Raw genomic sequence first — 24,672 nt, forward strand, 5'->3', positions numbered from 1 at the left:
CCGCCACCCTTCCAGCAGCATCCCCAGCACAGCTTCGAGCACCGCACCGTCCCGACCCGAGGAGCACCCACCATGGCCGACGCAGCACGCGCCGCCCGACTCGCCGACCGGATCAAGGTCGTCGTGGCCCAGGCGCTCGAGCGCCGCGTCAAGGACCCCCGTCTGGGCTTCGTGACCATCACGGACGCCCGCGTCACCAACGACCTCCAGCACGCCACCCTGTACTACACGGTGTTCGGCACCGCGGAGGAGCAGGAGAGCACCCGCGCCGCCCTCGAGTCCGCCAAGGGCGTCCTGCGCAGCGAGGTCGGCCGCAACATCACGGCCCGCCTGACGCCCACGCTGACCTTCGTCCCGGACGAGATCCCCGTCAACGCCTCCCACCTCGAGGAGGTGCTGCGCGCGGCCAAGGAGAAGGACGCCGAGGTCGCCGCCCAGGCCGCCGGCGCCAGCTGGGCCGCGGGGGAGGACCCCTACCGGAAGCCGGCCGAGGAGGACGACGAGTCCTCCCGGGACCGCTGAGCAGGCGGAGGCACCGGGGACGTGACCCGCACCCAGCCTGACGTCCCGAGCCCGGACCCGTCCCTGCCGACGCCGTCCGGGCTCGTGGTCGTGGACAAGCCCGCCGGCTGGACCAGCCACGACGTCGTCGCGCGCACCCGGCGCCTCGCGGGCACCCGCAAGGTCGGCCACGCCGGGACCCTCGACCCCATGGCCACGGGCGTGCTGGTCCTCGGCGTGGACCGGGCCACCCGCCTCCTCACCTGGGTCGTCGGGCGGGACAAGACCTACGCGGCGACGATCCGGCTCGGCCTGGCCACCGTCACCGACGACGCCGAGGGCGAGGTCCTCGACGTCGCCGCTCCCGGGGCCGTGGCCGCGGTCGACGAGGACGCGGTGACCGCCGGCGTCGCCCGGCTCACCGGGGACATCCAGCAGGTCCCCTCGAAGGTCAGCGCCATCAAGGTCGAGGGCCGCCGCGCCTACGCCCAGGTCCGGGCCGGACAGGACGTGGAACTCGCCGCGCGCCCCGTCACCGTGTCCGAGTTCGCCGTGCACCGGCTCGTGCGGACCGCCGACGACGCCGGGCGGGCCGTCCTCGACGTCGACGTCACCGTGACCTGCAGCTCGGGCACCTACGTCCGGGCCCTGGCCCGGGACCTCGGGGCCGACCTCGGGGTCGGCGGTCACCTGAGCGCCCTGCGCCGCACCCGGGTGGGCGCGTGGAGCCTCGAGGACGCGTCGACCCTCGACGAGCTCGCCGCCGAGGTGGCGGCCGGCCGCCCGCTGCCCGTGACGAGCCTCGAGGAGGCCGCCGCCGGGCTGTTCCCCGCCCGCCGGCTGAGCGCGGCCGAGGCCGAGGACGTCGCCCACGGCCGCCGGATCGGCCCCAGCGCCGCGGATCCCGGCGGGGGCCCCGGCGCGGAACCCCTCGACAACGAGGCGGTCACCGGCGGCTTCGCCCCCGACGGGCGGCTCGTGGCCCTGCTGTCCGACCGCGGCCACCGCGGCGAGCGCACCGCCAAGCCCGTCCTCGTCTTCCTGCCCGGGGAGCGGTTCCCCGCGCCGCCGGAGGCCCCCCGGGAGGAGCGCTGATGCTGTGGGGCTACGACGGCTGGTTCTGGGCCGCCGTCCTGCTGGGCGCCCTCTCCTTCCTGGTGTGCGCCGCGCAGGCCGCGCGCGGCCGGCGGCCCGACGACTGGACGCAGGGCTCCGTGCTGATCCTCGAGGCGTTCCTGCTCGTCTACGCCGCGGGCACGGTCGTCATGCACGTGCGGGGTCCCGGTCCTACCGGGTCGGCCCTCGAGTACTGGGGCTACCTGCTGACCGCGCTGCTCATCCCGGCGGGAACCTTCGTGTGGTCGCTCGTGGAACGCTCGAGCTGGTCCAACTGGGTGCTCGCGGCCGCGGGCCCCGTGGTGGCGATCATGGTCTACCGCATGAACTTCATCTGGTACTACCAGTGAGCCCCCGTGCCACCTCGACCCCGCAGGAGACGCCCCGATGACGCACGAGTCCCCGCAGGACGGCCCCACCAGGCTGCAGCAGCGCTTCGGACCCCGCGCCGGCACGGTGCGCGGCGACCGCAAGTCCTCGGGCTTCGGCCGCCTGGTGGTCGTGGTCTACGCCGTCTTCTCGCTCTCCGCCGGCGTCCGCTCGCTCTACCAGATCCTGACCGGCTTCGGGACCGCGCCGCTGCCGTACCTGCTCTCCGCGTTCGCCGCGGCCGTCTACGTGGTGGCCACCGTGGCCCTCGCCCGGCCCGGCCCCCGGTGGCACCGGCTGGCCACGGCGGCCGTGGGCGTGGAGCTGCTCGGCGTGCTCGGCGTGGGCCTGCTCTCGGTGCTCGTCCCGGCCCTGTTCCCCGAGGCCAGCGTCTGGTCCCGCTTCGGGCAGGACTACGGCTACGTCCCGCTGGTGCTGCCGGTGGTCGGCCTCGCCTGGCTCCGCCGGTCCCGGCCCCGGGGCCGGCGCGCACCGGCCTGACCGCTCACCGTCCCGCACGGTCCTCCCCGCGCGGCGCCCCGGCACGCACCGGGTAGGCTCGGTCGCGGGCCCGAGCGCCCCGCGCCGCACGCCTCCCGAAAGGAACCCCGCCGATGCCCGAACGCCCCGACGGCGCCGAGGACTACGACGTCCCCGTCCTCACCGACGGCACCGTGGTGCTGCGCCGGCTCGAGGAGCGCGACGTCCCGCAGCTGGCCCGCAACTGCGCGGACCCCGCGGCCGCGGAGTTCACCACCGTGCCCCTCGGCTACACGGAGGCCGACGCCCGCTGGTACGTCGAGGAGTTCGTCCCGGCGGCCTGGCGCGCCGGCCGCGAGTACAACTGGGCCGTCGCGGACGCCCGGACCGACCGCCTGCAGGGGACGGTGGGCCTCAACGCCCTGCGGGGGACGACGGCGGACGTCGGGCTCAACTTCGGCCCGCACGCCCGCGGCACCGGCGCCGCGGAGGCCGCCTGCCGGCTGCTGCTCGAGCACGCCTTCGGGTCCCTGGGCCTCACCTATGCTTACTGGGTGGCCAAGGTCCCCAACTGGGCCAGCCGCAAGCTCGCCTGGAGGCTCGGCTTCCGCTCCCCGGTGCGGATCGACGGGTTCCTCGAGCAGCGCGGCGCCTCGGTGGACGCCTGGATCCTGACCCTCGGCGCGGAGGACCCGCGGACCCCGCAGGCTCCGTGGGACGGCCCGCCGTCCCCGCCCGCCGACCGCGCGGAAGGGTCCGGCGGCCCGCACCGGCCCGCCCCGCCCACCCCGTCCCGACCCTGACCTGCCTGTTCCGTTCCTGCGAGGAGAACCGTGTTCCGCTGGCGAGATCTCTCTGACGTCCCCCCGGGCTTCGGCCCGTCGGTGGTCACCATCGGCAACTTCGACGGTGTCCACCGGGGTCACCAGCAGGTGCTGTCCCAGCTCGTCGACTCCGCCCGCGAGCGGGACTGGGCCTCGGTGGTCGTGACGTTCGACCCGCACCCCGCGCAGGTGCACCGTCCCGGCAGCCATCCGGGACTGATCATGGGCACGGAGGACAAGCTGGACGCCCTCGAGCGCACCGGCGCGGACGCCGCCCTCGTGCTGGAGTACACCCTGGAGATCGCGGACCAGACCACCGAGCAGTTCGTGCTGGGCACCCTCGTGGGGCCGCTCGACGCGCGCTGCCTCGTGGTGGGCGCGGACACGCGCCTGGGCAAGGACAACACCGGCAACATCGACACGCTCCGGGAGCTGGGGGAGCGCCACGGGTTCGAGGTCCGCGTGGTCGACGACCTGGTCGACCCCCTGCACGAGGAGCACCCGGAGCACGCCCCGGCCGTGACGGGCGCGGGGGAGCGGCGCTGCTCCTCCACGTGGATCCGTGCCTGCCTGCAGGCGGGGGACGTGCGCGCGGCCGCCCGGCTGCTCGGCCGCCACCACCGGGTGCGCGGCGAAGTGGTGCACGGGGCCGCCCGCGGGCGGGAGCTGGGCTACCCCACCGCCAACCTGTCCCCGGACGCGGCCGGGTTCGTCCCCGCCGACGGGGTGTACGCCGGGTGGCTGGTCGACGCCGCCGGCACGCGCTGGCCCACGGCGATCTCCGTGGGGTCCAACCCCACGTTCGAGAACGTGCCCCGGCAGGTCGAGGCGCACGTCATCGACCGCCCCGAGGAGCGGGTCGAGGACTTCGACCTCTACGGCCAGGAAGTGGTCGTGGAGTTCGTCGCGCGGCTGCGCGGGATGGTCGCCTACGAGGGCGTCGACAAGCTCGTGGCGCAGATGGACGACGACGTCGAGCGCACCCGGGGGATCCTGGCCGCCGAGGCCTGAGCCCCGGCCGCCGGACTGCCTCGTGCCGCTCCTCCGCTACATCTCCTCGTGCGTGTTCGGGTCGTAGCCGGACCCGCTGATCCCCGTGTGCAGCATCCGCATCCGGCGCATCTGGTCCTCGTCGAGCTCCCAGTCGAAGACGTCGAGGTTCTCGGCCATGCGCCGGGTGTCGGAGCTCTTCGGGATCGGCACGGTGTGCGACTGCTGGTGCCAGCGGAGCACCACCTGCGCCGGGGTCCGGCCGGTCCGCCGGGCGATCTGCGCGATCCACTCGTGCTGGAGCAGATCGGTCTTGCGACCCAGCGGGGACCAGGCCTGGGTGACGATGCGGTGCTCCTCGTGGAACTCCCGCAGCCGCTCCTGCTGGTACTGCGGGTGCAGCTCCACCTGGTTGACCGCCGGCGTCTCGCCGGTCTCGTCGACCAGGCGCCGGATGTGGGCGGGGGTGAAGTTGGACACCCCCACCGACCGGACGAGTCCCTCCTGCCGCAGCTCCAGCATCGTCCGCCACGTCTCGACGTACCGGCCGACCGACGGGTTCGGCCAGTGGATGAGGTAGAGGTCCACGTGGTCGGTGCCCAGCCGCCGCAGGGAGCCCTCGAGCGAGCGGCGCACGGAGTCCGTGCCGTGGTCCCGGCCCGGCAGCTTGGTGGTGAGGAACAGCTCGCCGCGCGGCACGCCGGCCGCCGCGATCGCGCGCCCCACGCCGGTCTCGTTGCCGTAGTTCACCGCGGTGTCCACCATCCGGTACCCCAGCATCAGGGCCTCGGCGACGTCGGCCTCGGCCGCGGCGTCGTCCATCGGGTAGGTGCCCAGCCCGATCGCGGGGATCCGCCGGCCGTCCCGCATCGTGTGCGTGCGGTCGGCGACCGCCAGGCCCCGCCCGTCCTTCTCGTCCTTGCTCACGCGCTGCTCCTGCTCGTCTCGTGCTGCTCGTCCGGGCGCCCGGACCGGTGTCCCTCCCATCTTGGCCCACCGGCCGGGGGACGCCCAGCCCAGCGCGCCGCACGGCCCCAGGGTGGGGCCGCGAGCCCGCGTCCGCTAGACTGGACGGCGGTCCGACTGCAGTCCGTGGTTGTCGGACCCCCGGGGAGCTCCGGGACCCGGCGACGAGCCCGTCGTCCGGGCCGCACGGTACTGACTCGAACGGAGTTACACGTGGCACTCGACGCCGCCATCAAGCAGCAGATCATCAAGGACTTCGCGACCCACGAGGGCGACACCGGTTCCCCCGAGGTGCAGATCGCGGTCCTGACCCGCCGGATCGCCGATCTGACGGAGCACCTGAAGCAGCACAAGCACGACCACCACACCCGCCGTGGCCTGATGGCCCTGGTCGGTCGCCGTCGCCGCATGCTGACCTACTTGCGCGACACCGACATCACGCGCTACCGCACGCTCATCGAGCGGCTCGGCCTGCGCCGCTAGTCGGCACCCGGCGGCGTCCGCCCGGCAACGGGAGGACGCCGCCGAGCACCACGCCCGCCCGGCACGGCAGCCGGACGGGCTCGAAACACCAGAGACAGCACCATCGAACACCAGACGGGGCCACCGCGCCGATCATTCGCGGTCCTCGGTAGTGATCTCCGGACACCGGACGGCCCTCGTGGCCCCGGCCCTTCCGTGGATCTCGATCGAAGACCGGGTGACGCGCGGACGGTCCCGCCGACACGAAACGGAGGTGACCCTTGGAGGGTCCCGAGATCCAGTACGCCGAAGCCGTCATCGACAACGGCTCCTACGGAAAGCGCGTCGTGCGCTTCGAGACCGGCCGCCTCGCCAAGCAGGCCGCCGGCTCCACCCTCGTCTCCATCGACGAGGACACCACCATGCTCGCCGCCACCACGGTGGGCAAGTCCCCCCGCCAGGGCTTCGACTTCTTCCCCCTGACGGTCGACGTCGAGGAGCGGATGTACGCCGCCGGGCGCATCCCGGGCTCGTTCTTCCGCCGCGAGGGCCGTCCCTCCACGGACGCGATCCTCACGTGCCGGCTCATCGACCGCCCGCTGCGCCCCGCCTTCGGCAAGGGCATCCGCAACGAGGTGCAGGTCGTCGTCACGATCCTGTCCATGAACCCGGACGAGATCTACAACACCGTCGCGATCAACGCCGCGTCGATGGCCACGACCCTGTCGGGCATGCCCTTCCAGGGCCCCGTCGGCGGCGTGCGCATGGCGCTGATGGCCGGGGAGAACGGCCAGCACCAGTGGGTCGCGTTCCCGAAGCACTCCCAGCTCGAGAACGCCGTGTTCGACATGGCCGTGGCCGGCCGCGTCGTCACCGGCAAGGACGGCACCGAGGACGTCGCGATCATGATGGTCGAGGCCGAGGCCACCGACAACTCCTGGAACCTGATCAAGAACAACGGCGCCGTGGCCCCCACCGAGGAGCTCGTGGCCCAGGGCCTCGAGGCCGCCAAGCCGTCCCTCAAGGCCCTCTGCGACGCCCAGGCCGACCTCAGGGCCCGCGCCGGGAAGCCGGACATGGAGCTGCCCCGCTTCGGCGGTTTCGGCGACGACGTCAAGGAGGCCGTCGCGGCCTCCGTCGGCTCCCGGCTCGCCGAGGTCTACTCGATCGCCGACAAGCAGGAGCGCGAGGCCGCGACCGACGAGCTGCACCAGGGCACCCTGGCGGAGCTCAGCGGTGAGGGCAAGCCCTTCGCCGACCGCCAGGACGAGGTCAACGGCGCCTACCAGGCGCTGACCAAGCAGACCGTGCGCCAGCGGATCCTCACCGAGCAGGTGCGCATCGACGGCCGCGGCCTGACGGACATCCGCCAGCTCACCGCCGAGGTCGAGGTCCTGCCGCGCGTGCACGGCTCCGCGATCTTCGAGCGCGGCGAGACCCAGATCATGGGCGTGACCACGCTGAACATGCTGAAGCTGGAGCAGCAGATCGACTCGCTGTCCCCCGTCAAGCACAAGCGCTACATCCACCACTACAACTTCCCGCCGTACTCCACCGGCGAGACCGGTCGCGTGGGCTCCCCGAAGCGCCGCGAGATCGGCCACGGCGCGCTGGCCGAGCGGGCCATCACCCCGGTGCTGCCCTCCCGCGAGGAGTTCCCCTACGCGATCCGGCAGGTCTCCGAGGCGCTGAGCTCCAACGGCTCCACGTCGATGGGCTCCGTCTGCGCCTCGACCCTGTCGCTGCTCAACGCCGGCGTGCCCCTGCGGGCGCCGGTGGCCGGCATCGCCATGGGCCTGGTCTCGGACGAGGTGGACGGGGAGACCCGCTACGCCGCGCTGACCGACATCCTGGGCGCCGAGGACGCGCTGGGCGACATGGACTTCAAGGTCGCCGGCACCTCCGAGTTCGTGACCGCGATCCAGCTCGACACCAAGCTCGACGGGATCCCCTCCTCCGTGCTCGACGCCGCGCTGACCCAGGCCCGCGAGGCCCGGCTGCACATCCTCGGGGTGCTGAACGCGGCCATCGACCAGCCCGACGAGATGAGCGAGTTCGCCCCGCGCGTGATCTCCGTGACCGTCCCCGTCTCCAAGATCGGCGAGGTCATCGGCCCGAAGGGCAAGATGATCAACCAGATCCAGGAGGACACCGGCACCGACATCTCGATCGAGGACGACGGCACCGTGTACATCGGCGCCACCGACGGTCCCTCGGCCGATGCGGCCCGCGCGGCGATCAACGCGATCGCCAACCCGCAGGTCCCCGAGGTCGGCGAGCGCTACCTGGGCACCGTGGTCAAGACCACGACCTTCGGCGCCTTCGTCTCCCTCACCCCCGGCAAGGACGGCCTGCTGCACATCTCGGAGCTGCGCAAGCTCAACGAGGGCAAGCGCGTCACCGACGTCGAGGACGTGCTGGGCGTGGGCCAGAAGGTCCAGGTCGAGATCACCAAGGTCGACGACCGCGGCAAGCTCTCCCTGGCCCCCGTGGTCGCGGAGGAGCCGAACGTCTTCGCCCACGACGAGCACGCCGACCAGGAGGGCTGAGCCGGGCCCGTCCCGCGCGCAGCACCGCACGAGCACAGAAAGCAGCACAGCTGGATGACGGCAGTCGATCTGCCGCTGGAGGCGGGCGACCGTGACCCGGGGAGCACCCCGGGCCCGGACGCCCGCCTCTCGGCGGTTCCCCGCAGCAACCTCTCCGCCGCGGCCGCGGCCCTGACCACGGCCGCCGCGGGATTCAGCCACACCCTCCACGAGGGGGCGGGCGGCAACGTGGTCCGCCGGACGGTCCTGCCGTGCGGCACCCGGGTGCTCACCGAGCGGATGCCCGCCCAGCGGGCCGTGACGGTCGGCTTCTGGGTCGGCGTCGGCTCCCGCGACGAGCAGCCGGGCCGGCTGGGCTCCACCCACTTCCTCGAGCACCTGCTGTTCAAGGGCACCGCTCGGCGCACGGCGCTGCAGATCGCGGAGGCCTTCGACGAGGTGGGCGGGGAGTCCAACGCGGCCACGGCCAAGGAGCACACGTGCTACTACGCGCGGGTGCTCGCCGAGGACCTGCCGATGTCGATCGACGTCATCACCGACATGGTGACGTCCGCCGCCCTGGACCCGGACGAGCTCGAGCGGGAGCGGGGAGTCATCCTCGAGGAGCTCGCGATGGACAAGGACGACCCCGAGGACGTCGCCTTCGAGGAGTTCACCCAGCGCGTGCTGGGGACCCACCCCCTGGGCCGCCCCATCGGCGGCACCCCCGAGGAGATCCTCGAGGTGCCCCGGGACGCCGTGGTCGAGCACTACCGCCGCCACTACCGGCCCGAGGGCCTCGTGGTGACGGCCGCCGGCGGGCTGGAGCACGACGTCGTCGTCGCCCTCGTCGCCGAGGCCCTCGAGCGCGCGGGCTGGGACCCGGCCGCCCCGGCGGCCCCCCTCCCGCGGCGCGAGCGCACCCCGGCGCCCCTGGACCCGGACTGGGGCGAGCACTTCCTGGAGCGGCCCGTGGAGCAGACCAACGTGGTCGTCGGCCGGCCCGGGCTCGTGGCCGGGGACGACCGCCGGTTCGCGATGACCGTGCTCAACGCCGCCCTGGGCGGCGGGATGTCCTCCCGGCTGTTCCAGGAGATCCGCGAGAAGCGCGGCCTGGCCTACAGCACGTTCTCCTTCTCGGGCGGCTACTCGGACGCCGGGTACTTCGGGATGTACGCCGGGTGCCTTCCCGCTCGCACCGACGAGGTCGTGGCGCTCATGACGGGCGGGCTGGAGACGCTCGCCGGGGACGGCATCGGGGCGGACGAGCTGCGCAAGGTCGTGGGCCAGCTGGGCGGGGGCACCGTGCTCGCCCTCGAGGACACCGGCTCGCGGATGTCCCGCCTGGGCTCCGCGGAGCTGAAGTCCGGGGAGTTCCTCGACATCGACGAGTCCCTGGACCGGGTCCGCTCCGTGACCCCGGAGCAGGTCCGGGAGCTCGCCGGGTGGCTGGCCGAGGGGCCCGTCGTGACCACCATCGTGGCGCCCACCCGCCGCTGACCGCGCGCCGCCGCCCCGGGGTCCCGGGCGGTGGCCCCACCCGTCCCGTGACCTAGAGTTGGAGCCATGACCGAGCGCACTGCCACCGAGACCACCACCGCCACCGCGCCCCCCGCCGCCGAGCTCGGGGTCGCCGTCCTCGGCGCCCGCGGCCGCATGGGCAGCGAGGCCGCGCAGGCGGTCCGGCGCGCCGAGGGGCTGCAGCTCGTCGCGGAGCTGGACCACGAGGACTCCCTCGAGGTCCTGGTGGCGTCGGGCGCGCAGGTCGTCATCGACTTCACCGTCCCGTCGGTCACGGAGCGCAACGTGCGCTTCGCCGTGGAGCACGGCATCCACTGCGTCGTGGGCACCACCGGCTGGGACGACGAGGGCCTGGACCGGACGCGGGCGCTGCTCGCCCTGCACCCGGGTGTGGGCGTGCTCATCGCCCCCAACTTCTCCATCGGCGCCGTCCTGGCCATGCGCTTCTCCGCGCAGGCAGCCCGGTTCTTCGAGTCCGTCGAGATCGTGGAGCTGCACCACCCGGACAAGGTCGACGCCCCCTCGGGCACGGCCGCGCGCACGGCCGCGCTCGTCGGCGAGGCCCGGCGGGCCGCCGGGGTCGCGCCGTCGCCCGACGCCACCACGCAGGACCCGGACGGGGCCCGCGGGGCGCTCGTGGACGACGTCCGGGTGCATTCCGTGCGCCTGCGCGGGCTGGTCGCCCACCAGGAGACGCTCCTCGGCAACCCCGGCGAGCAGCTCACCATCCGGCACGACTCCTTCGACCGCATCTCCTTCATGACCGGCGTGGTGCTCGGGGTCCGGGAGGTCGTCTCCCACCCGGGGCTCACCCACGGCCTCGACGACTACCTCGACCTGGGCCTGTAGAGCCGATGGACTCGATCCGGGCCTGGATCTGGGGTCTGTTCGCGGCGGCCCTGCTGACCCTCTGGCTGCTGCCGATCCCCGGCGGCTCGAAGCTGTGGATCCTCGCGGTGCTCGCCTTCGCGGGCGTCTTCACGCTCCTGGAGTCCACGAGCAAGGCGAAGCTGCTGGCCGCCGCCATGGTCTCGCTGCTCGTCGTCTACCTGGGCCTGAGCCTGCACCGCGCCGTGCTGCTGCTGGGCACGGACGGCTGGGTCGCCAAGGCCTTCGGGGTGGCCATGCTGGTGCTGCCGGCCGTGGGGGTGTGGGCGCTGGTGCGCGAGATCCTCTTCGGAGTCCGGACCGAGCAGCTCGGCCGGACCCTGCACGAGGAGGGCGGGCTGCCGCCCGACGACCTGCCGCGCACCCCCGGCGGGCGCATCGTGCGCGAGGCCGCCGACGAGCGCTTCGGGACGTACCGGGCGCAGACGGAGGAGGACCCGGGCGAGTGGCGCAACTGGTACCGGCTCTCCTTCGCGTACGCGGCCGCCGGGGACCGGACCCGCGCCCGCTCCGCGATGCGCGACGCCGTGGCCCTCTCCCGCGGGCGGGCCGCCCGCAACGTGGAACCGTCCGAGCCCCCGGGCGAGGGACGGGCCTGAGCCGTGGCGAGCACGCCCCACCCCGCGGGCGGCACGGAGACCGCCCTCCGCACCGCCGGCCCCGGAACGTCCTGCGGCGGTGCACCCGGAGCGAAGACGGTAACCTGGCACCCATGACTGCCAACGCCTCGCCCTCCTCCGCCGACCTCCCCGCGACCCCCTCCGAGCCCATGTTCGGGACCCTGCTCACCGCGATGATCACCGTCTTCGCCGAGGACGGCTCCGTGGACACGGACGCCACCGCGGCCATGGCCGAGCAGCTCGTCGACGACGGCTGCGACGGGCTGGTGGTGTGCGGCACCACGGGCGAGTACTCCACCATGACCGACGAGGAGAACCTCTCCGTGTTCCGCGCGGTCAAGGACGCCGTCGGCTCCCGCGTGCCCCTGCTGGCGGGCACCGGCTCCAACGACACCGAGCACTCCCGCTACCTCTCCCGGGCGGCCGAGAAGATCGGCATGGACGGGCTGCTCATCGTCACCCCGTACTACAACAAGCCCTCCCAGGCCGGCGTCGAGGCCCACTTCCGCAGCCTCGCCGACTCCGTGGACCTGCCGATCATGCTCTACGACATCCCCGGCCGCACCGGCATCCCGATCGCCACCGAGACCCTCGTCTCCCTGGCCGGGCACCCCAACATCGTGGCCGTCAAGGACGCCAAGGCGGACCTGCTCGCCGCGACCCGGGTGCTGGCCGAGACCGACCTGCTCTACTACTCGGGCGACGACGGGCTGACCCTTCCCTGGATGTCCATCGGGGCCGCCGGGCTCATCGGCGTGACCACCCACGTGGCCACCGCCCGGTACCGCAGCCTCGTCGACGCGATCCGCGCCCAGGACCTCGGGACGGCCCAGCGGATCAACTTCGAGCTCGAGCCCGTGGTCCGCGCCACCATGACCCGCGCCCCCGGCGCCGTCGCGGCGAAGACGATCCTCATGTGGCAGGGCCGGCTGCCGCACAACACCGTGCGGCTCCCGCACGTCCCGCCCACGGAGGCCGAGGCCGCCCTGATCCGCGCGGACCTGGCGGGCTCGGTCGTCGCCGACACCCTCCTCGAGACCATCGACTGACGAAAGGGGTCACATGACCCAATGGCACACTGACCTGTCGGCTCCCCCCGCACTCGGCCAGGACGTCCTGCGCGTCGTCCCGCTGGGCGGGCTGGGCGAGGTCGGACGGAACATGACGGTGTTCGAGATCAACGGGCAGCTGCTCGTGGTCGACTGCGGCGTGCTCTTCCCCGAGGAGACCCAGCCGGGCGTGGACCTCATCCTCCCGGACATCAACCACATCGTCGACCGGCTCGACGACGTCGTGGCCGTGGTGCTGACCCACGGCCACGAGGACCACATCGGCGCCGTCCCGTACCTGCTCAAGCGCCGCCCCGACATCCCCGTGATCGGGTCCCGGCTGACGCTCGCGCTCATCGAGGCGAAGCTCCAGGAGCACCGGATCAAGCCCTACACCATGGCGGTGCGCGAGGGGCAGGTCGAGCGGCTCGGCGAGTTCGAGTGCGAGTTCGTGGCCGTCAACCACTCGATCCCGGACGCGCTCGCGGTGTTCCTGCGCACGAAGGCCGGCACCGTCCTGCACACCGGTGACTTCAAGATGGACCAGCTGCCGCTCGACGGCCGGATCACCGACCTGCGCCACTTCGCCCGGCTGGGGGAGGAGGGCGTGGACCTGTTCCTCACCGACTCCACCAACGCCGAGGTCCCCGGGTTCACCCCCACGGAGAAGCACATCGGCCCCGTCCTCGCGGACGTGATCGGGCGCGCGCCCAAGCGCGTGGTCGTGGCGTCCTTCTCGTCGCACGTCCACCGCGTGCAGCAGGTGCTCGACGCCGCCGCCGAGCACGGGCGCAAGGTCGCTTTCATGGGCCGGTCCATGGTGCGGAACATGACCATCGCCGAGAAGCTCGGCTACCTCGAGGTCCCGCCGAACACCCTGATCGACCAGAAACGGATCGACGACCACGCGGACTCGCAGCTGGTCATCATGTGCACCGGCTCGCAGGGGGAGCCGATGGCCGCGCTGTCCCGCATGGCCAACGGCGACCACAAGGTCCAGCTCACCGAGGGCGACACCGTGATCCTCGCGTCGTCGCTCATCCCCGGCAACGAGAACTCGGTCTTCCGGATCATCAACGGGCTCATGCGGCTGGGCGCCAACGTGGTCCACAAGGGCACCGCCAAGGTCCACGTCTCCGGGCACGCGGCCGCGGGCGAGCTGCTGTACTGCTACAACATCGTGGAGCCGGGCTACGTGATGCCGGTGCACGGCGAGGTCCGCCACCTCATCGCCAACGGCAAGCTCGCGGAGGAGACCGGCGTGCCCACCGACCACGTGCTCATGGCCGAGGGCGGCACCGTGGTGGACATGGCCGCCGGCGAGGCGCGGATCACCGGCCAGATCGAGTGCGGCTACGTCTACGTGGACGGCTCCTCCGTGGGCACCATCACCGACGCCGACCTCAAGGACCGGCTGGTGCTGGCCGAGGAGGGCTTCATCTCCGTCATCACCGTGGTGAACCGGGACACCGGCAAGGTCGTCACCGGCCCGGACGTGCACGCCCGCGGCGTGGCCGAGGACGACAGCGTGTTCGACGAGATCAAGCCGAAGATCACCGCCGCGCTCGAGGACGCCATCAACCACTCGGGCAAGAACCACACCACCCAGCAGCTCCAGCAGGTGGTGCGCCGCACGATCGGCTCGTGGGTCAGCCGCAGGCTGCGCCGCAAGCCCATGATCGTCCCGGTCGTCATCGAGGCCTGAGCGCCCGGTCTCCTCCCGCCCGTGCGGCACCGCGGACGGGGGGAGGCCGTGGTCTACCCTGGGAGCATGGCGACTCGTACTTCCCCTGCCCGCAAGGGCGCCTCGACGTCGCGTGGCAAGAACAGCACGTCTTCTGCGCAGTCGTCGGGATCCAGCCGGTCCACCTCCTCCCGCCGTCCGTCCTCCGCCGGACGGGGCTCGTCGGCGCCCGCCGAGAGCTCCCCGCGGGTGCTGCACGGACTGGGCGCCGCCCTGGCGTGGTGCGCCCGCGTCGTCGGAGGCGTCTGGACGGCCATCGCCCACGTGGTCGGCGGCGCCGTGCGCCGCATGGGCACCCTGCGCACCGACGTCCCCGCGGAGTCCCTGCGGGACGGGGGCGCCCTGTTCCTGCTCCTGCTCGGCCTGCTGGCCGCGGCCGTCGAGTGGTGGAACCTGCCCGGTGCGTCGGCGCCGTGGCTGGCGGTCCCCGCGGTCGCGGTGCACGAGGTCCTCGCCGGGACCTTCGGCTGGACGGCCCTGGTGCTGCCGCTGCCGCTCGTAGGCTTCGCGCTGCGCCGTTTCCGCCACCCCGAGGACACCTCGGCCAACAACCGCATCGCGATCGGGCTCGGCGCCGCCGTCGTCGCGGGCTCGGGCCTGGCGCACGTGCTCCTGGGCCTGCCGTCCCCGAGCCAGGGCCAGGAGGCGCTCCGGAGCGCCGGCGGCTACGTGGGCTTCCTCGCCGCGGACCCGCTGAGCGCCCTCATCACCCCGGTCGGCGCGGCCGCCATCTTCGTCGCGGCCCTGTTCCTGTCGGTGCTCGTGGTCACCGCGACGCCCGTCAACCTCATCCTGCCCCGGCTGAAGCAGGGCTACTGGCGGCTCATGGGCCAGGACGGCCCGGTCTCCGCGACCGACGTGTCCGCCGCCCGGCACGACCGCTCCTACCTCGAGGAGCACCACGCTCGCGCCGAGGCGGCCAAGACCCGCCGCGAGAAGCGCCGCGAGCGCAAGGAGGCCGAGGCCGAGCGGCGCGCCCTCGACGGCTACCGCGGGGACGAGGCCTTCGAGCGCGCCGTCGTCGACGAGGAGGCCGCCGACGGCCAGGCGCCCACCCGCGTCTTCGACGTCGACTCCGCGCGCGCCGCCCGGCAGCGGGCCGCCGCGGCGAAGACGGCCGCGGGGACGGCGGCAGGGACCGCCGCGCCGTCCGCCGCGCCGTCCGCCGCGCCGGCCGCCGCCGAGGAGGACGGCAACGACGCCCCGCGGCCGGGCCAGAAGCGGCTCACCCAGGAACAGCTCGCGGCCCGCCGGCTCCGCCGGGAGCAGGGCCTCGAGCCGGCCGCGGACACCGCCGCGGGCTCCGGCTCCCCGGCGCTCGAGGACGTGGCCGCCGAGCCCACCGGCTCCACGTCCGTCACCGCCCGCACCCACACCCCCGATTCGCCGATCCCCGCCCGCGCCGAGCAGCTCAAGCTCGAGGGCGACATCGCCTACTCCCTCCCCGCGCCCGGCGCGCTCGTGCAGGGGCCGCCGGCGAAGGAGCGCTCCGAGGCCAACGACGCCGTGGTCGCCGCCCTGACGAGCGTGCTGGAGCAGTTCAACGTGGACGCCGTGGTCACCGGATTCTCCCGCGGGCCCACCGTCACCCGGTACGAGATCGAGCTGGGCTCCGGCACCAAGGTCGAGCGCGTCACGGCGCTGTCCAAGAACATCGCCTACGCCGTGGCCTCCGCGGACGTGCGCATCCTCTCGCCGATCCCCGGCCGGTCCGCGATCGGCATCGAGATCCCCAACACCGACCGCGAGACGGTGTCCCTGGGCGACGTCCTGCGCTCGCACAACGCCCGCAAGACCGAGCACCCCATGGTCATGGGCGTGGGCAAGGACGTCGAGGGCGGCTACGTGGTGGCCAACCTCGCGAAGATGCCGCACCTGCTCGTCGCCGGCGCCGGCAAGTCGAGCTTCGTGAACTCGATGATCGTCTCGCTCCTGATGCGCGCCACCCCGGACGAGGTGCGGATGGTGATGGTCGACCCCAAACGGGTCGAGCTGACCGCCTACGAGGGCGTGCCCCACCTGATCACGCCCATCATCACCAACCCCAAGAAGGCCGCCGAGGCGCTGCAGTGGGTCGTGCGGGAGATGGACGCCCGCTACGACGACCTCTCCCACTACGGGTACAAGCACGTCGACGACTTCAACAAGGCCGTGCGCAACGGCAAGGTCCAGCCCGAGCCCGGCTCGAAGCGCGTGATCCGGCCGTACCCGTACCTGCTCGTGATCGTCGACGAGCTCGCGGACCTCATGATGGTCGCCCCGCGCGACGTCGAGGACGCGATCGTGCGGATCACCCAGCTCGCCCGCGCCGCCGGCATCCACCTGGTGCTCGCCACCCAGCGGCCCTCGGTGGACGTGGTCACCGGCCTGATCAAGGCCAACGTGCCCTCCCGGATGGCGTTCGCGACGTCCTCGGTCACGGATTCCCGCGTGGTCCTGGACCAGCCGGGCGCCGAGAAGCTCATCGGCCAGGGCGACGCCCTGTTCCTGCCCATGGGCGCCTCCAAGCCGATGCGCGTGCAGGGCGCGTGGGTCACCGAGTCCGAGATCCACGAGGTCGTCGACCACGTCAAGGGCCAGATGAAGGCCCACTACCGCCAGGACGTGGTGCAGGAGGCCCCCAAGAAGACCATCGACGAGGACATCGGGGACGACCTCGACGTCCTGCTGCAGGCCACCGAGCTCGTGGTGACCACCCAGTTCGGGTCCACCTCCATGCTCCAGCGCAAGCTGCGCGTCGGCTTCGCCAAGGCCGGCCGGCTCATGGACCTGCTGGAGTCCCGCGGCGTCGTCGGACCCTCGGAGGGGTCCAAGGCGCGCGACGTGCTCGTCAAGCCCGACGACCTCGCCGCGACCCTCGCCGTGCTCCGCGGCGAGGAGCCGCCCGCCCCGCAGGGCGGATCCGTGGACTACGGCGAGGACCCGGTCGAGGCCTCGCTGGCCCGGACCGCGACCGACCACGGCGACGGCGCCGAGGACCCGGAGGGCTCCGAGGACGCCTGGCAGCTGACCGGCCGCTGAGCCGGACCCACCCCGACCCACCAGAAAGTGAGTACACGATGAGCCCCGCGGACCCGGCGTCCAACCTCAACCTGCCGAACGCGCTGACCGCCCTGCGCATCGTGCTGGTGCCCTTCTTCGTCTGGTTCCTGTGGGTGGGGGGCACCCAGGGGGAGGACTCCCTGGGCATGCGGTGGGCCGCCCTGGCGGTCTTCGCGGTCGCGATGTACACGGACAAGCTCGACGGCGACATCGCCCGGGCGCGCGGGCTGATCACGAGCTTCGGCAAGATCGCGGACCCGATCGCGGACAAGCTGCTGACCGGCGCCGCGTTCGTGGTGCTCTCGATGCTCGGCGAGCTGTGGTGGTGGGTGACCGTGGTGATCCTCGTCCGGGAGTGGGGGATCACGCTCATGCGATTCGTCGTCATCCGCTACGGGGTGATGGCGGCCTCGAAGGGCGGCAAGCTCAAGACGGTCCTGCAGACCGTGGCTCTCCTGCTCCTGCTGCTCCCGCTGGTCCCGCTGGTGGGCGCGTGGTGGCCGTGGCTGGGCTGGATCGCGATGGGAGCGGCCCTCGTGGTCACGGTCGTGACCGGTGTGGACTACGTCGTCAAGGCGGTGCAGCTGCGCCGTCGCGCCCTGGCCGAGCGGGACGCGGCGTGACGGACCCGCAGCCGGCCGCCCGGGCGCTCGTCGAGGAGGCCGTCCGGCGGTCCCTCACGGTGGCGACCGCGGAGTCCCTCACCGGGGGCGCGCTCGCCGCGGCCGTCGTCGACGTGCCGGGGGCCTCGGCCTGCTTCGAGGGCGGGGTCGTGTCCTACTCGAACCGGGTCAAGACCGACGTCCTCGGGGTCCCGGCCCGGCTGCTCGCCGAGCGGGGCTCCGTCGACCCGGACGTCGCGGTCGCCATGGCCGAGGGCGCCCGCCGCCGCCTCGGCACGGACTGGGCCGTCTCCACGACGGGCGCCGCGGGTCCCGAGCCGCACGACGGCAAGCCCGTGGGCACGGTCTACCTGGGCATCGCCGGACCTGCCGGATCCGCCGTCCACGAGCTGTCCGCGGCGGGGGACCGGGCCACCATCCGGGCGGCCGCCGTGCACGCCGCCCTGGAGCGCCTCACGGCCGCTGTGGTGCTCCCAGCCAACTCCCAGTGAAAAATCGCCCCCTGCGGGGAAGAATGGAACCGTCAGCGGGGTTAGCAATGATCGCAGGCTCGAGTTGAGCCGATCGAAGTCAAGATGTCGACCGGCCGGCGCCGGGGCACCGCCCGCAACAGGCGGTGAAGCTGCCGTACACACGAGGAGACAAGCGATTCACATGACCAAGCAACCCGTGTCCGTCAATGGCGTCGTCCGTTGGAAGGACGTGGGCCTGGACGAGGACCACGGCACCGAGACGAAGGACATGAAGATGGGTGTACTCCGCCAGGAGATCGGTGAGGTTCTGCGCAGCGTTCGTCAGCGCCAGGGACGCACCCTCCGAGAGGTCTCCCACAGCGCGCGTGTGTCGCTCGGCTACCTCAGCGAGGTGGAGCGCGGCCAGAAGGAGGCCTCCTCCGAGCTGCTCGCGTCGATCTGCGCAGCGCTCGACATCCCGATGTCCCAGATGCTGCGCGAGGTCGCGGACCGCCTGGCCTACGCCGAGGGCCTGCTGGTCCCGGACACGGTGCCCAGCGATCTCACCGAGCAGTACTCGCGGGAGTTCGGCCGCGTCAACGGCGGCGAGGCCGCCGCGGCCGGCGCCCGCTGATCCGCCCGGGCGGCCCGCCGCCCGTCCACGACGTCCCGGAGGGCTCGTCGGTCCCAGGACCGACGGGCCCTCCGGCCTGCGGCGGCCGAACAGCCCGGATGGCAGGATGGAGCGGCACGACCGCCGGTACGATCCCCGGCCGGCAGCACGACGGAGGAGGACGCGGATGAGGTTGAGCAGCTTCTGGCAGCTCATGGCCGACGAGTTCGGCGCGGGCTACAGCAAGGTCCTGGCCCGGGACCTGGTGCTCGGGGAGCTCGGCCACCGGACGGCCACGGAGGCCATCGAGTCCGGCGTCGATCCGCGCACCGTGTGGTTCGCCCTCTGCCGGGCCCAGGACGTCCCGGAGACCCGCTGGTGGGGCGTGGACCGCCCGCCCCAGGACTGACGGGCTGCGCCGTCCGCGGCGTGCCCGTGGACCCGGAACCGCTTCGAAGGTATATTCGAAGACGCGGGACGGACTGCACAGCCGGTCCCGTCCCGGAGTGGCAAGCACCGATCCTCCCCAGACCCCGCGCGAAAGCGTTACGGTGTCCGACCCCGGCGATACCGTGGAACACGAAAAGACCAGCAGCAACGGTTCCTGCCGCACCGGCGGAACCCCCCGAACACGAGGTGAACCATGGCAGCCAAGGGCAACAAGCAAAGCGCCGACCAGCAGTTCGGCAGCGACCGCGAGAAGGCGCTCGACACCGTTCTCGCGCAGATCGACAAGAACTACGGCAAGGGCTCGGTGATGCGCCTGGGCGATCGCCCGGCGACCAAGATCGAGACCATCCCCACCGGCTCGATCGCGATGGACGTCGCACTGGGCATCGGCGGGTTCCCGCGCGGTCGCGTCGTGGAGATCTACGGCCCGGAGTCCTCCGGCAAGACGACGGTCGCCCTGCACGCGGTCGCCAACGTCCAGAAGGCCGGCGGGATCGCGGCCTTCATCGACGCCGAGCACGCTCTCGACCCCGCCTACGCGGAGAAGCTCGGCGTGGACACCGACAACCTGCTGGTCTCGCAGCCGGACACCGGCGAGCAGGCCCTGGAGATCATGGACATGCTCGTGGGCTCCGGGTCCATCGACATCATCGTCATCGACTCGGTGGCGGCCCTGGTGCCCAAGGCCGAGATCGAGGGCGAGATGGGCGACAGCCACGTGGGCCTGCAGGCGCGCCTCATGAGCCAGGCCCTGCGCAAGATCACCGGCCGGCTCTCGCACTCCAACACCACCGCGATCTTCATCAACCAGCTGCGCGAGAAGATCGGCGTGTTCTTCGGCAGCCCCGAGACCACCACCGGTGGCAAGGCGCTCAAGTTCTACGCCTCGGTCCGTGTGGACGTGCGCCGCATCGAGACCCTCAAGGACGGGGCCAACCCGGTGGGCAACCGGACCCGGGCCAAGATCGTGAAGAACAAGATGGCCCCGCCCTTCAAGCAGGCCGAGTTCGACATCCTCTACGGAGAGGGCATCTCCACCGAGGGCGGGCTCATCGACATGGGCGTGGAGCACGGCATCGTGAAGAAGTCCGGGGCGTGGTTCACCTACGAGGGCGACCAGCTCGGACAGGGCAAGGAGAACTCGCGCCGGTTCCTCAAGGACAACCCGGAGCTGGCCGAGGAGATCGAGCGCCGGATCCTGGTGAAGCTCGGGGTGGTCGAGGAGCCGGAGGCGGCCGAGGAGACCGCGGAGGAGCCGCCGGTGGTCGGGCTGCCCACCGAGGTCGCCGGCCCGGCCTTCTGAGCGGGTCCGTGACCGAGAGCCCGTACGCACGCCGGCGCCGCCGGTCCTCCGCCCGCCACCACGGGCCGGAGGGCCCGGCGGCGGGGGCGTCCCCGGCGCAGGACGCCGAACCGGACCCGAGGGAGGTGGCCCGGGCGATCGTCCTGCGCCAGCTCACCTCCTCGGCGAAGAGCCGCAAGCAGCTCGAGGACAAGCTCGCCGACCGCAACGTCCCCGAGGACGCCGCCCGGGAGGTGCTGGACCGCTTCGAGGAGGTCGACCTCGTCGACGACGCCCAGTACGCGGAGCTCTACGTCCGCTCCCGCGCGAGCTCCCGCAAGCTCTCCCGCTCCGCGATCCGCCGGGAGCTCGCGACCCGCGGGGTGACGGGGGAGATCGCCGAGTCGGCGCTCGAGCAGCGCACCGACGAGGACGAGCGGGAGGACGCCGCCGAGCTGGTGCGCCGCAAGCTCCCCGCCGGGCTGGATCCGACCGATCGCGCCGCCCGGGACAAGGCCGTGCGGCGGGTGGTCGGGATGCTCGGTCGGAAGGGCTACCCGCCCGGCCTGGCCTTCGCCGTGGTGAAGGAGGAGCTCGAGGCGCGCTCCGGCACCCCGGTCCCGGACGAGGAGCTCGGCGGAGAGCACCCGGAGACGCCATGACGCCGGGCCCGGTCGCCGGTCCGGGCGGGGTGCCCGTTGCGGAGGTGACCGGGCCCGGCGAGCGGGGCCGGTGCGCGCTCGGCCGCCGCTGGGGGCCGAGCGCCCGCGCGGTGGGGTCGAGGGGACGGGCACGGCCGGCGGCCCGTACAATTGACCGGTGATGTCGACCCCCGCAGCCCTTTCCCCGGACCCGACCGCGTCCTCCGCCGCACCTGCACCGCGCTCCTACGAGGTGCGCACGTTCGGGTGCCAGATGAACGTCCACGACTCCGAGCGGATCACGGGTCTGCTCGAGGCCGCCGGCTACGTCCCCGCCGCCGGCGGCGAGCCGGACCTCGTGGTGTTCAACACCTGCGCCGTGCGCGAGAACGCCGACAACAAGCTCTACGGCAACCTCGGCCAGCTCGTGCCCGCCAAGAAGCGCAACAAGGACCTGCAGATCGCCGTCGGCGGCTGCCTCGCGCAGAAGGACCAGGACACGATCCTCGAGCGCGCCCCGTGGGTCGACGTCGTCTTCGGCACCCACAACATCGGCTCCCTGCCCACCCTGCTGGAGCGCTCCCGGCACAATGCCGAGGCGCAGCTGGAGATCCTCGACGCCCTCGAGGTCTTCCCCTCGACCCTGCCCACCAAGCGGGACAGCGCCTACTCCGGGTGGGTGTCGATCTCCGTGGGGTGCAACAACACCTGCACGTTCTGCATCGTCCCGTCCCTGCGCGGCAAGGAGAAGGACCGCCGGCCCGGGGAGGTGCTCGCCGAGGTGCAGGCCCTCGTCGACGACGGCGCGGTCGAGGTCACGCTCCTGGGGCAGAACGTGAACTCCTACGGCGTCGAGTTCGGGGACCGCGGCGCGTTCGCGAAGCTGCTGCGCGCGTGCGGGCAGATCGAGGGACTGGAGCGCGTGCGCTTCACGAGCCCGCACCCGGCCGCGTTCACCGACGACGTCATCGACGCCATGGCGGAGACCCCGAACGTCATGCCGCAGTTGCACATGCCGCTGCAGTCGGGGTCCGACCGGATCCTGAAGGAGATGCGGCGCTCCTACCGCTCGAAGCGGTTCCTCGGCATCCTGGACACCGTTCGCGAGCGCATCCCCGAGGCCGCGATCACCACCGACATCATCGTGGGCTTCCCGGGGGAGACCGAGGAGGACTTCCAGGCCACCCTCGACGTCGTGGCCGCCTCCCGGTTCTCCTCGGCGTACACGTTCCAGTACTCGGTCCGGCCCGGCACCCCCGCGGGCGAGATGGCGGACCAGGTGCCCAAGGCCGTGGTGCAGGAGCGCTTCGAGCGGCTCGTGGCCCTGCAGGACCGGATCGCCGCGGAGGAGAACCGGGCGGTCGTCGGCCGGCAGGTCGAGCTGCTCGTCACCGCGGAGGCCGGCAAGAAGTCCGAGCAGACCCACCGGCTCTCGGGCCGTGCGCGGGACCAGCGGCTCGTGCACTTCTCCGTCCCGGAGGGGGCCGAGGTCCCGCGGCCCGGCGACTTCGTGACGGTCGTCGTCACCGGCGCCGCCGCCTACCACCTCGTCGCCGACCCGCGCTCCCCGCAGGACTACGCGCTGCGGCGCTCGCGGGCGGGGGACGCCTGGGACCGCCGCCAGGCCGCGTCCTGCGGCGTCCCCGCCGCCCCGGGCGCGCCCGGCCCGCGGCCCGTGAGCCTGGGCATGCCGGGCCTGCCCGTCCGGTGACCGGCGCGGACCTGCCGGTCCTCGCCGTCGTCGGGGCCACGGGCACCGGCAAGACGGCGCTGGGCGTGGAGCTCGCGCTGCGGCTGGGCGGGGAGGTCGTCAACGCCGACTCCATGCAGTTCTACCGCGGCATGGACCTCGGCACCGCCAAGGCGACCGCGGAGGAGCGGCGCGGTGTGCCCCACCACCTGCTCGACGTCCTGGACGTCACCGAGGAGGCCTCGGTCGCGGACTTCCAGGCCGCCGCCCGCACCTGCTTCGCGCAGATCCGCTCCCGCGGCCGGGTCCCGGTCCTGGTGGGCGGGTCGGGGCTCTACGTGCGAGCTGCCCTGGACGTGCTCGAGCTGCCCGGCACCGACCCCGCCGTGCGGGCCCGGATCGAGGACGAGCTCGCGGAGCGGGGTCCCGGAGTCCTGCGGGAGCGGTTGCGGCTGGTGGATCCCGAGTCCGCCGCCCGCGTGCAGGACGATCGGCGGCTGGTGCGCGCCCTGGAGGTGTGGGAGCTGACCGGCCGGCCGTTCACCGCATTCATGCCCCGCCGCGAGCACGTCGAGCCCACGGTGCAGATCGGCCTGGACGTCGACCGCTCCGCGCTGCACGACCGGCTCGCCCGCAGGGTCGGGGCCATGGTCGAGGCCGGTCTGGAGGGCGAGGTGCGCGTACTGGCGGCACGCGGGCTGCGCGAGGGGCGCACGGCGTCCCGCGCCCTGGGCTACGGGCAGTTCCTCGACGTCCTGGACGGCCGCGCCACCGTGGAGCAGGCGGTCGAGGCCACCGTGGTGGCCACCCGCCGGTTCGCCCGCCGCCAGCGGACCTGGTTCCGCGCGGATCCCCGGGTGCACTGGCTGGACCCGGCCGAGCCCGGTCTCGTGGACCGCGCCGTGCGGATCGTCGAAGCGGCCGCGGCCGAGGGCTGAACCGCGCACCGGCCCGCGGTCCGTCCCCCGGGGCCGCGTATCATGGCCGGGTGACTTCCGCCCAGACCCGCCCCGCCCCGCCGCACACGGACCGGCCCCAGGACACCCGCACCGCCCCGGACACCGTTCCGGGCGCCGACGCCGGCCCCTGGGGCGAGCTCCGGGGCCGCGACTTCGCCAAGGGCCACGGCACGGGCAACGACTTCGTGCTGCTGACCGACCCGCACGCGGAGCTGGCCCTGGACGCCGAGCTGGTGACCCTGGCCTGCGACCGCCACCGCGGCATCGGGGGCGACGGACTGATCCGCGCCGTGCGCTCCGAGGCGATCCCGGAGGGCAGGGCCGTCCTGGACGCGGCCCCCGATGCCGAGTGGTTCATGGACTACCGCAACAACGACGGATCCGTCGCCGAGATGTGCGGCAACGGGGTCCGGGTGTTCGTCCACTACCTGGTCCAGCGCGGCCTCGCCGAGGTCCCCGAGGGGGACGTCCTGCGCATCGGCACCCGCGCCGGCGTGAAGACCGTGGCCCGCACCGACTCCGGCTACGCCGTGGACATGGGGCCGTGGACCTTCCTCGACGGGGAGGCGGCCCGGTCCCGCGGCTCTGACGCCGTGGTGACGGCCGAGGGGCTGAAGGTGCCCCGCCCCGCGCTGTCGATCGGCATGGGCAACCCGCACACCGTCGTGGCGCTCGCGGAGGGGGAGAAGCTCGACCAGCTCGCCCTGCACACCGCTCCCGTCGTGCGCCCGGAGCCCGCGGACGGGACCAACGTCGAGTTCGTGGTCCCCGGCGACGGCGACGACGACGGCGTGGGCCGGGTGCGGATGCGCGTGCACGAGCGCGGCGTGGGCGAGACGCAGTCCTGCGGGACCGGGGCGTG

The 24,672-nt window shown here is 73.1% G+C and carries 24 protein-coding genes; 23 read left to right on the forward strand and 1 reads right to left on the reverse strand.

What is annotated here, in order from left to right; translation table 11 throughout:
• Positions 1-72: 72 nt before the first annotated feature.
• From rbfA to ACH9D2_RS19165, 6 genes are all read left to right on the forward strand, one after another.
• Positions 73-522: a 30S ribosome-binding factor RbfA gene (gene rbfA / locus ACH9D2_RS19140; protein ID WP_387740005.1), complete on the forward strand. Its 450-nt coding sequence runs from the start codon at positions 73-75 to the stop codon at positions 520-522.
• Between the two features lie 21 nt (positions 523-543).
• On the forward strand, positions 544-1,596 hold the full coding sequence (gene truB / locus ACH9D2_RS19145; protein ID WP_396364419.1) for a tRNA pseudouridine(55) synthase TruB: 1,053 nt from the start codon (positions 544-546) through the stop codon (positions 1,594-1,596).
• Entirely contained in the window at positions 1,596-1,967 is a 372-nt protein-coding gene (locus tag ACH9D2_RS19150; protein WP_396364420.1) for a hypothetical protein, read from the forward strand. Before truB ends, ACH9D2_RS19150 begins: the two co-directional genes overlap by 1 nt.
• Positions 1,968-2,004: 37 nt before the next feature.
• Complete coding sequence (locus ACH9D2_RS19155; RefSeq protein ID WP_396364421.1) at positions 2,005-2,487, forward strand: hypothetical protein; 483 nt, start codon at positions 2,005-2,007, stop codon at positions 2,485-2,487.
• Positions 2,488-2,600: 113 nt separating this feature from the next.
• Positions 2,601-3,269, forward strand: coding sequence for a GNAT family N-acetyltransferase (locus tag ACH9D2_RS19160; protein ID WP_396364422.1), 669 nt, complete (start codon positions 2,601-2,603; stop codon positions 3,267-3,269).
• A 30-nt stretch (positions 3,270-3,299) separates the two neighbouring features.
• On the forward strand, positions 3,300-4,301 hold the full coding sequence (locus ACH9D2_RS19165; RefSeq protein WP_396364423.1) for a bifunctional riboflavin kinase/FAD synthetase: 1,002 nt from the start codon (positions 3,300-3,302) through the stop codon (positions 4,299-4,301).
• A 36-nt stretch (positions 4,302-4,337) separates the two neighbouring features.
• On the opposite strand, the gene ACH9D2_RS19170 is transcribed toward ACH9D2_RS19165, so the two are convergent.
• Positions 4,338-5,207, reverse strand: coding sequence for an aldo/keto reductase (locus ACH9D2_RS19170; RefSeq protein ID WP_396364424.1), 870 nt, complete (start codon positions 5,205-5,207; stop codon positions 4,338-4,340).
• Between the two features lie 252 nt (positions 5,208-5,459).
• On the opposite strand from ACH9D2_RS19170, the gene rpsO reads away from it, so the two are divergent.
• The 17 genes from rpsO to dapF all read left to right on the forward strand — a co-directional run.
• Positions 5,460-5,729, forward strand: a complete 270-nt coding sequence (rpsO, locus tag ACH9D2_RS19175; protein WP_396364425.1) for a 30S ribosomal protein S15 — start codon at positions 5,460-5,462, stop codon at positions 5,727-5,729.
• A 260-nt stretch (positions 5,730-5,989) separates the two neighbouring features.
• Positions 5,990-8,257 (forward strand): polyribonucleotide nucleotidyltransferase, encoded by a 2,268-nt coding sequence (locus ACH9D2_RS19180; RefSeq protein ID WP_396364426.1) that lies wholly within the window; start codon positions 5,990-5,992, stop codon positions 8,255-8,257.
• A gap of 54 nt (positions 8,258-8,311) precedes the next feature.
• Positions 8,312-9,736 (forward strand): M16 family metallopeptidase, encoded by a 1,425-nt coding sequence (locus ACH9D2_RS19185; protein WP_396364427.1) that lies wholly within the window; start codon positions 8,312-8,314, stop codon positions 9,734-9,736.
• Between the two features lie 66 nt (positions 9,737-9,802).
• On the forward strand, positions 9,803-10,606 hold the full coding sequence (dapB, locus tag ACH9D2_RS19190) for a 4-hydroxy-tetrahydrodipicolinate reductase (RefSeq protein ID WP_396364428.1): 804 nt from the start codon (positions 9,803-9,805) through the stop codon (positions 10,604-10,606).
• Between the two features lie 5 nt (positions 10,607-10,611).
• Positions 10,612-11,244: a hypothetical protein gene (locus ACH9D2_RS19195; protein ID WP_396364429.1), complete on the forward strand. Its 633-nt coding sequence runs from the start codon at positions 10,612-10,614 to the stop codon at positions 11,242-11,244.
• A gap of 113 nt (positions 11,245-11,357) precedes the next feature.
• Positions 11,358-12,314, forward strand: a complete 957-nt coding sequence (dapA, locus tag ACH9D2_RS19200; protein ID WP_396364430.1) for a 4-hydroxy-tetrahydrodipicolinate synthase — start codon at positions 11,358-11,360, stop codon at positions 12,312-12,314.
• A 13-nt stretch (positions 12,315-12,327) separates the two neighbouring features.
• The gene (locus ACH9D2_RS19205; protein WP_396364431.1) at positions 12,328-14,019 is read left to right on the forward strand and encodes a ribonuclease J; all 1,692 of its coding nucleotides are present in this window, start codon (positions 12,328-12,330) and stop codon (positions 14,017-14,019) included.
• Between the two features lie 66 nt (positions 14,020-14,085).
• Positions 14,086-17,079, forward strand: coding sequence for an FtsK/SpoIIIE family DNA translocase (locus ACH9D2_RS19210; protein WP_396364432.1), 2,994 nt, complete (start codon positions 14,086-14,088; stop codon positions 17,077-17,079).
• A 38-nt stretch (positions 17,080-17,117) separates the two neighbouring features.
• A complete protein-coding gene (gene pgsA / locus ACH9D2_RS19215) occupies positions 17,118-17,723 on the forward strand; it encodes a CDP-diacylglycerol--glycerol-3-phosphate 3-phosphatidyltransferase (RefSeq protein ID WP_396364433.1) in 606 nt (201 codons plus the stop codon).
• On the forward strand, positions 17,720-18,214 hold the full coding sequence (locus tag ACH9D2_RS19220; RefSeq protein ID WP_396364434.1) for a CinA family protein: 495 nt from the start codon (positions 17,720-17,722) through the stop codon (positions 18,212-18,214). The genes pgsA and ACH9D2_RS19220 overlap by 4 nt, the downstream gene beginning before the upstream one ends.
• Positions 18,215-18,377: 163 nt before the next feature.
• Complete coding sequence (locus tag ACH9D2_RS19225; protein WP_396364435.1) at positions 18,378-18,809, forward strand: helix-turn-helix domain-containing protein; 432 nt, start codon at positions 18,378-18,380, stop codon at positions 18,807-18,809.
• 166 nt (positions 18,810-18,975) lie between these two features.
• A complete protein-coding gene (locus ACH9D2_RS19230) occupies positions 18,976-19,197 on the forward strand; it encodes a DUF3046 domain-containing protein (protein ID WP_396364436.1) in 222 nt (73 codons plus the stop codon).
• 234 nt (positions 19,198-19,431) lie between these two features.
• Entirely contained in the window at positions 19,432-20,541 is a 1,110-nt protein-coding gene (gene recA / locus ACH9D2_RS19235; RefSeq protein ID WP_396364437.1) for a recombinase RecA, read from the forward strand.
• Positions 20,542-20,549: 8 nt separating this feature from the next.
• The gene (locus ACH9D2_RS19240) at positions 20,550-21,182 is read left to right on the forward strand and encodes a RecX family transcriptional regulator (protein WP_396364438.1); all 633 of its coding nucleotides are present in this window, start codon (positions 20,550-20,552) and stop codon (positions 21,180-21,182) included.
• A gap of 160 nt (positions 21,183-21,342) precedes the next feature.
• A complete protein-coding gene (gene miaB / locus ACH9D2_RS19245; RefSeq protein ID WP_396364440.1) occupies positions 21,343-22,872 on the forward strand; it encodes a tRNA (N6-isopentenyl adenosine(37)-C2)-methylthiotransferase MiaB in 1,530 nt (509 codons plus the stop codon).
• A complete protein-coding gene (gene miaA / locus ACH9D2_RS19250; RefSeq protein ID WP_396364439.1) occupies positions 22,869-23,789 on the forward strand; it encodes a tRNA (adenosine(37)-N6)-dimethylallyltransferase MiaA in 921 nt (306 codons plus the stop codon). Before miaB ends, miaA begins: the two co-directional genes overlap by 4 nt.
• A 206-nt stretch (positions 23,790-23,995) precedes the next feature.
• On the forward strand, positions 23,996-24,672 hold a 677-nt coding region (dapF, locus tag ACH9D2_RS19255; protein WP_396364441.1), incomplete at its 3' end, for a diaminopimelate epimerase.

This window comes from Kocuria rhizosphaericola (assembly GCF_044462205.1).
Taxonomy (GTDB): domain Bacteria; phylum Actinomycetota; class Actinomycetes; order Actinomycetales; family Micrococcaceae; genus Kocuria; species Kocuria rhizosphaericola.

What these genes read in the sequence shown, in the direction of transcription:
- ACH9D2_RS19230 (WP_396364436.1), top strand. Translation starts at nt 18,976, where the DNA reads ATGAGGTTGAGCAGCTTCTGGCAGCTCATGGCCGACGAGTTCGGCGCG.
- miaB (WP_396364440.1), top strand. Translation starts at nt 21,343, where the DNA reads ATGTCGACCCCCGCAGCCCTTTCCCCGGACCCGACCGCGTCCTCCGCC.
- pgsA (WP_396364433.1), top strand. Translation starts at nt 17,118, where the DNA reads ATGAGCCCCGCGGACCCGGCGTCCAACCTCAACCTGCCGAACGCGCTG.
- dapA (WP_396364430.1), top strand. Translation starts at nt 11,358, where the DNA reads ATGACTGCCAACGCCTCGCCCTCCTCCGCCGACCTCCCCGCGACCCCC.
- ACH9D2_RS19185 (WP_396364427.1), top strand. Translation starts at nt 8,312, where the DNA reads ATGACGGCAGTCGATCTGCCGCTGGAGGCGGGCGACCGTGACCCGGGG.
- dapB (WP_396364428.1), top strand. Translation starts at nt 9,803, where the DNA reads ATGACCGAGCGCACTGCCACCGAGACCACCACCGCCACCGCGCCCCCC.
- ACH9D2_RS19225 (WP_396364435.1), top strand. Translation starts at nt 18,378, where the DNA reads ATGACCAAGCAACCCGTGTCCGTCAATGGCGTCGTCCGTTGGAAGGAC.
- ACH9D2_RS19210 (WP_396364432.1), top strand. Translation starts at nt 14,086, where the DNA reads ATGGCGACTCGTACTTCCCCTGCCCGCAAGGGCGCCTCGACGTCGCGT.
- rbfA (WP_387740005.1), top strand. Translation starts at nt 73, where the DNA reads ATGGCCGACGCAGCACGCGCCGCCCGACTCGCCGACCGGATCAAGGTC.
- ACH9D2_RS19195 (WP_396364429.1), top strand. Translation starts at nt 10,612, where the DNA reads ATGGACTCGATCCGGGCCTGGATCTGGGGTCTGTTCGCGGCGGCCCTG.
- ACH9D2_RS19155 (WP_396364421.1), top strand. Translation starts at nt 2,005, where the DNA reads ATGACGCACGAGTCCCCGCAGGACGGCCCCACCAGGCTGCAGCAGCGC.
- ACH9D2_RS19150 (WP_396364420.1), top strand. Translation starts at nt 1,596, where the DNA reads ATGCTGTGGGGCTACGACGGCTGGTTCTGGGCCGCCGTCCTGCTGGGC.
- recA (WP_396364437.1), top strand. Translation starts at nt 19,432, where the DNA reads ATGGCAGCCAAGGGCAACAAGCAAAGCGCCGACCAGCAGTTCGGCAGC.
- ACH9D2_RS19160 (WP_396364422.1), top strand. Translation starts at nt 2,601, where the DNA reads ATGCCCGAACGCCCCGACGGCGCCGAGGACTACGACGTCCCCGTCCTC.
- ACH9D2_RS19205 (WP_396364431.1), top strand. Translation starts at nt 12,328, where the DNA reads ATGACCCAATGGCACACTGACCTGTCGGCTCCCCCCGCACTCGGCCAG.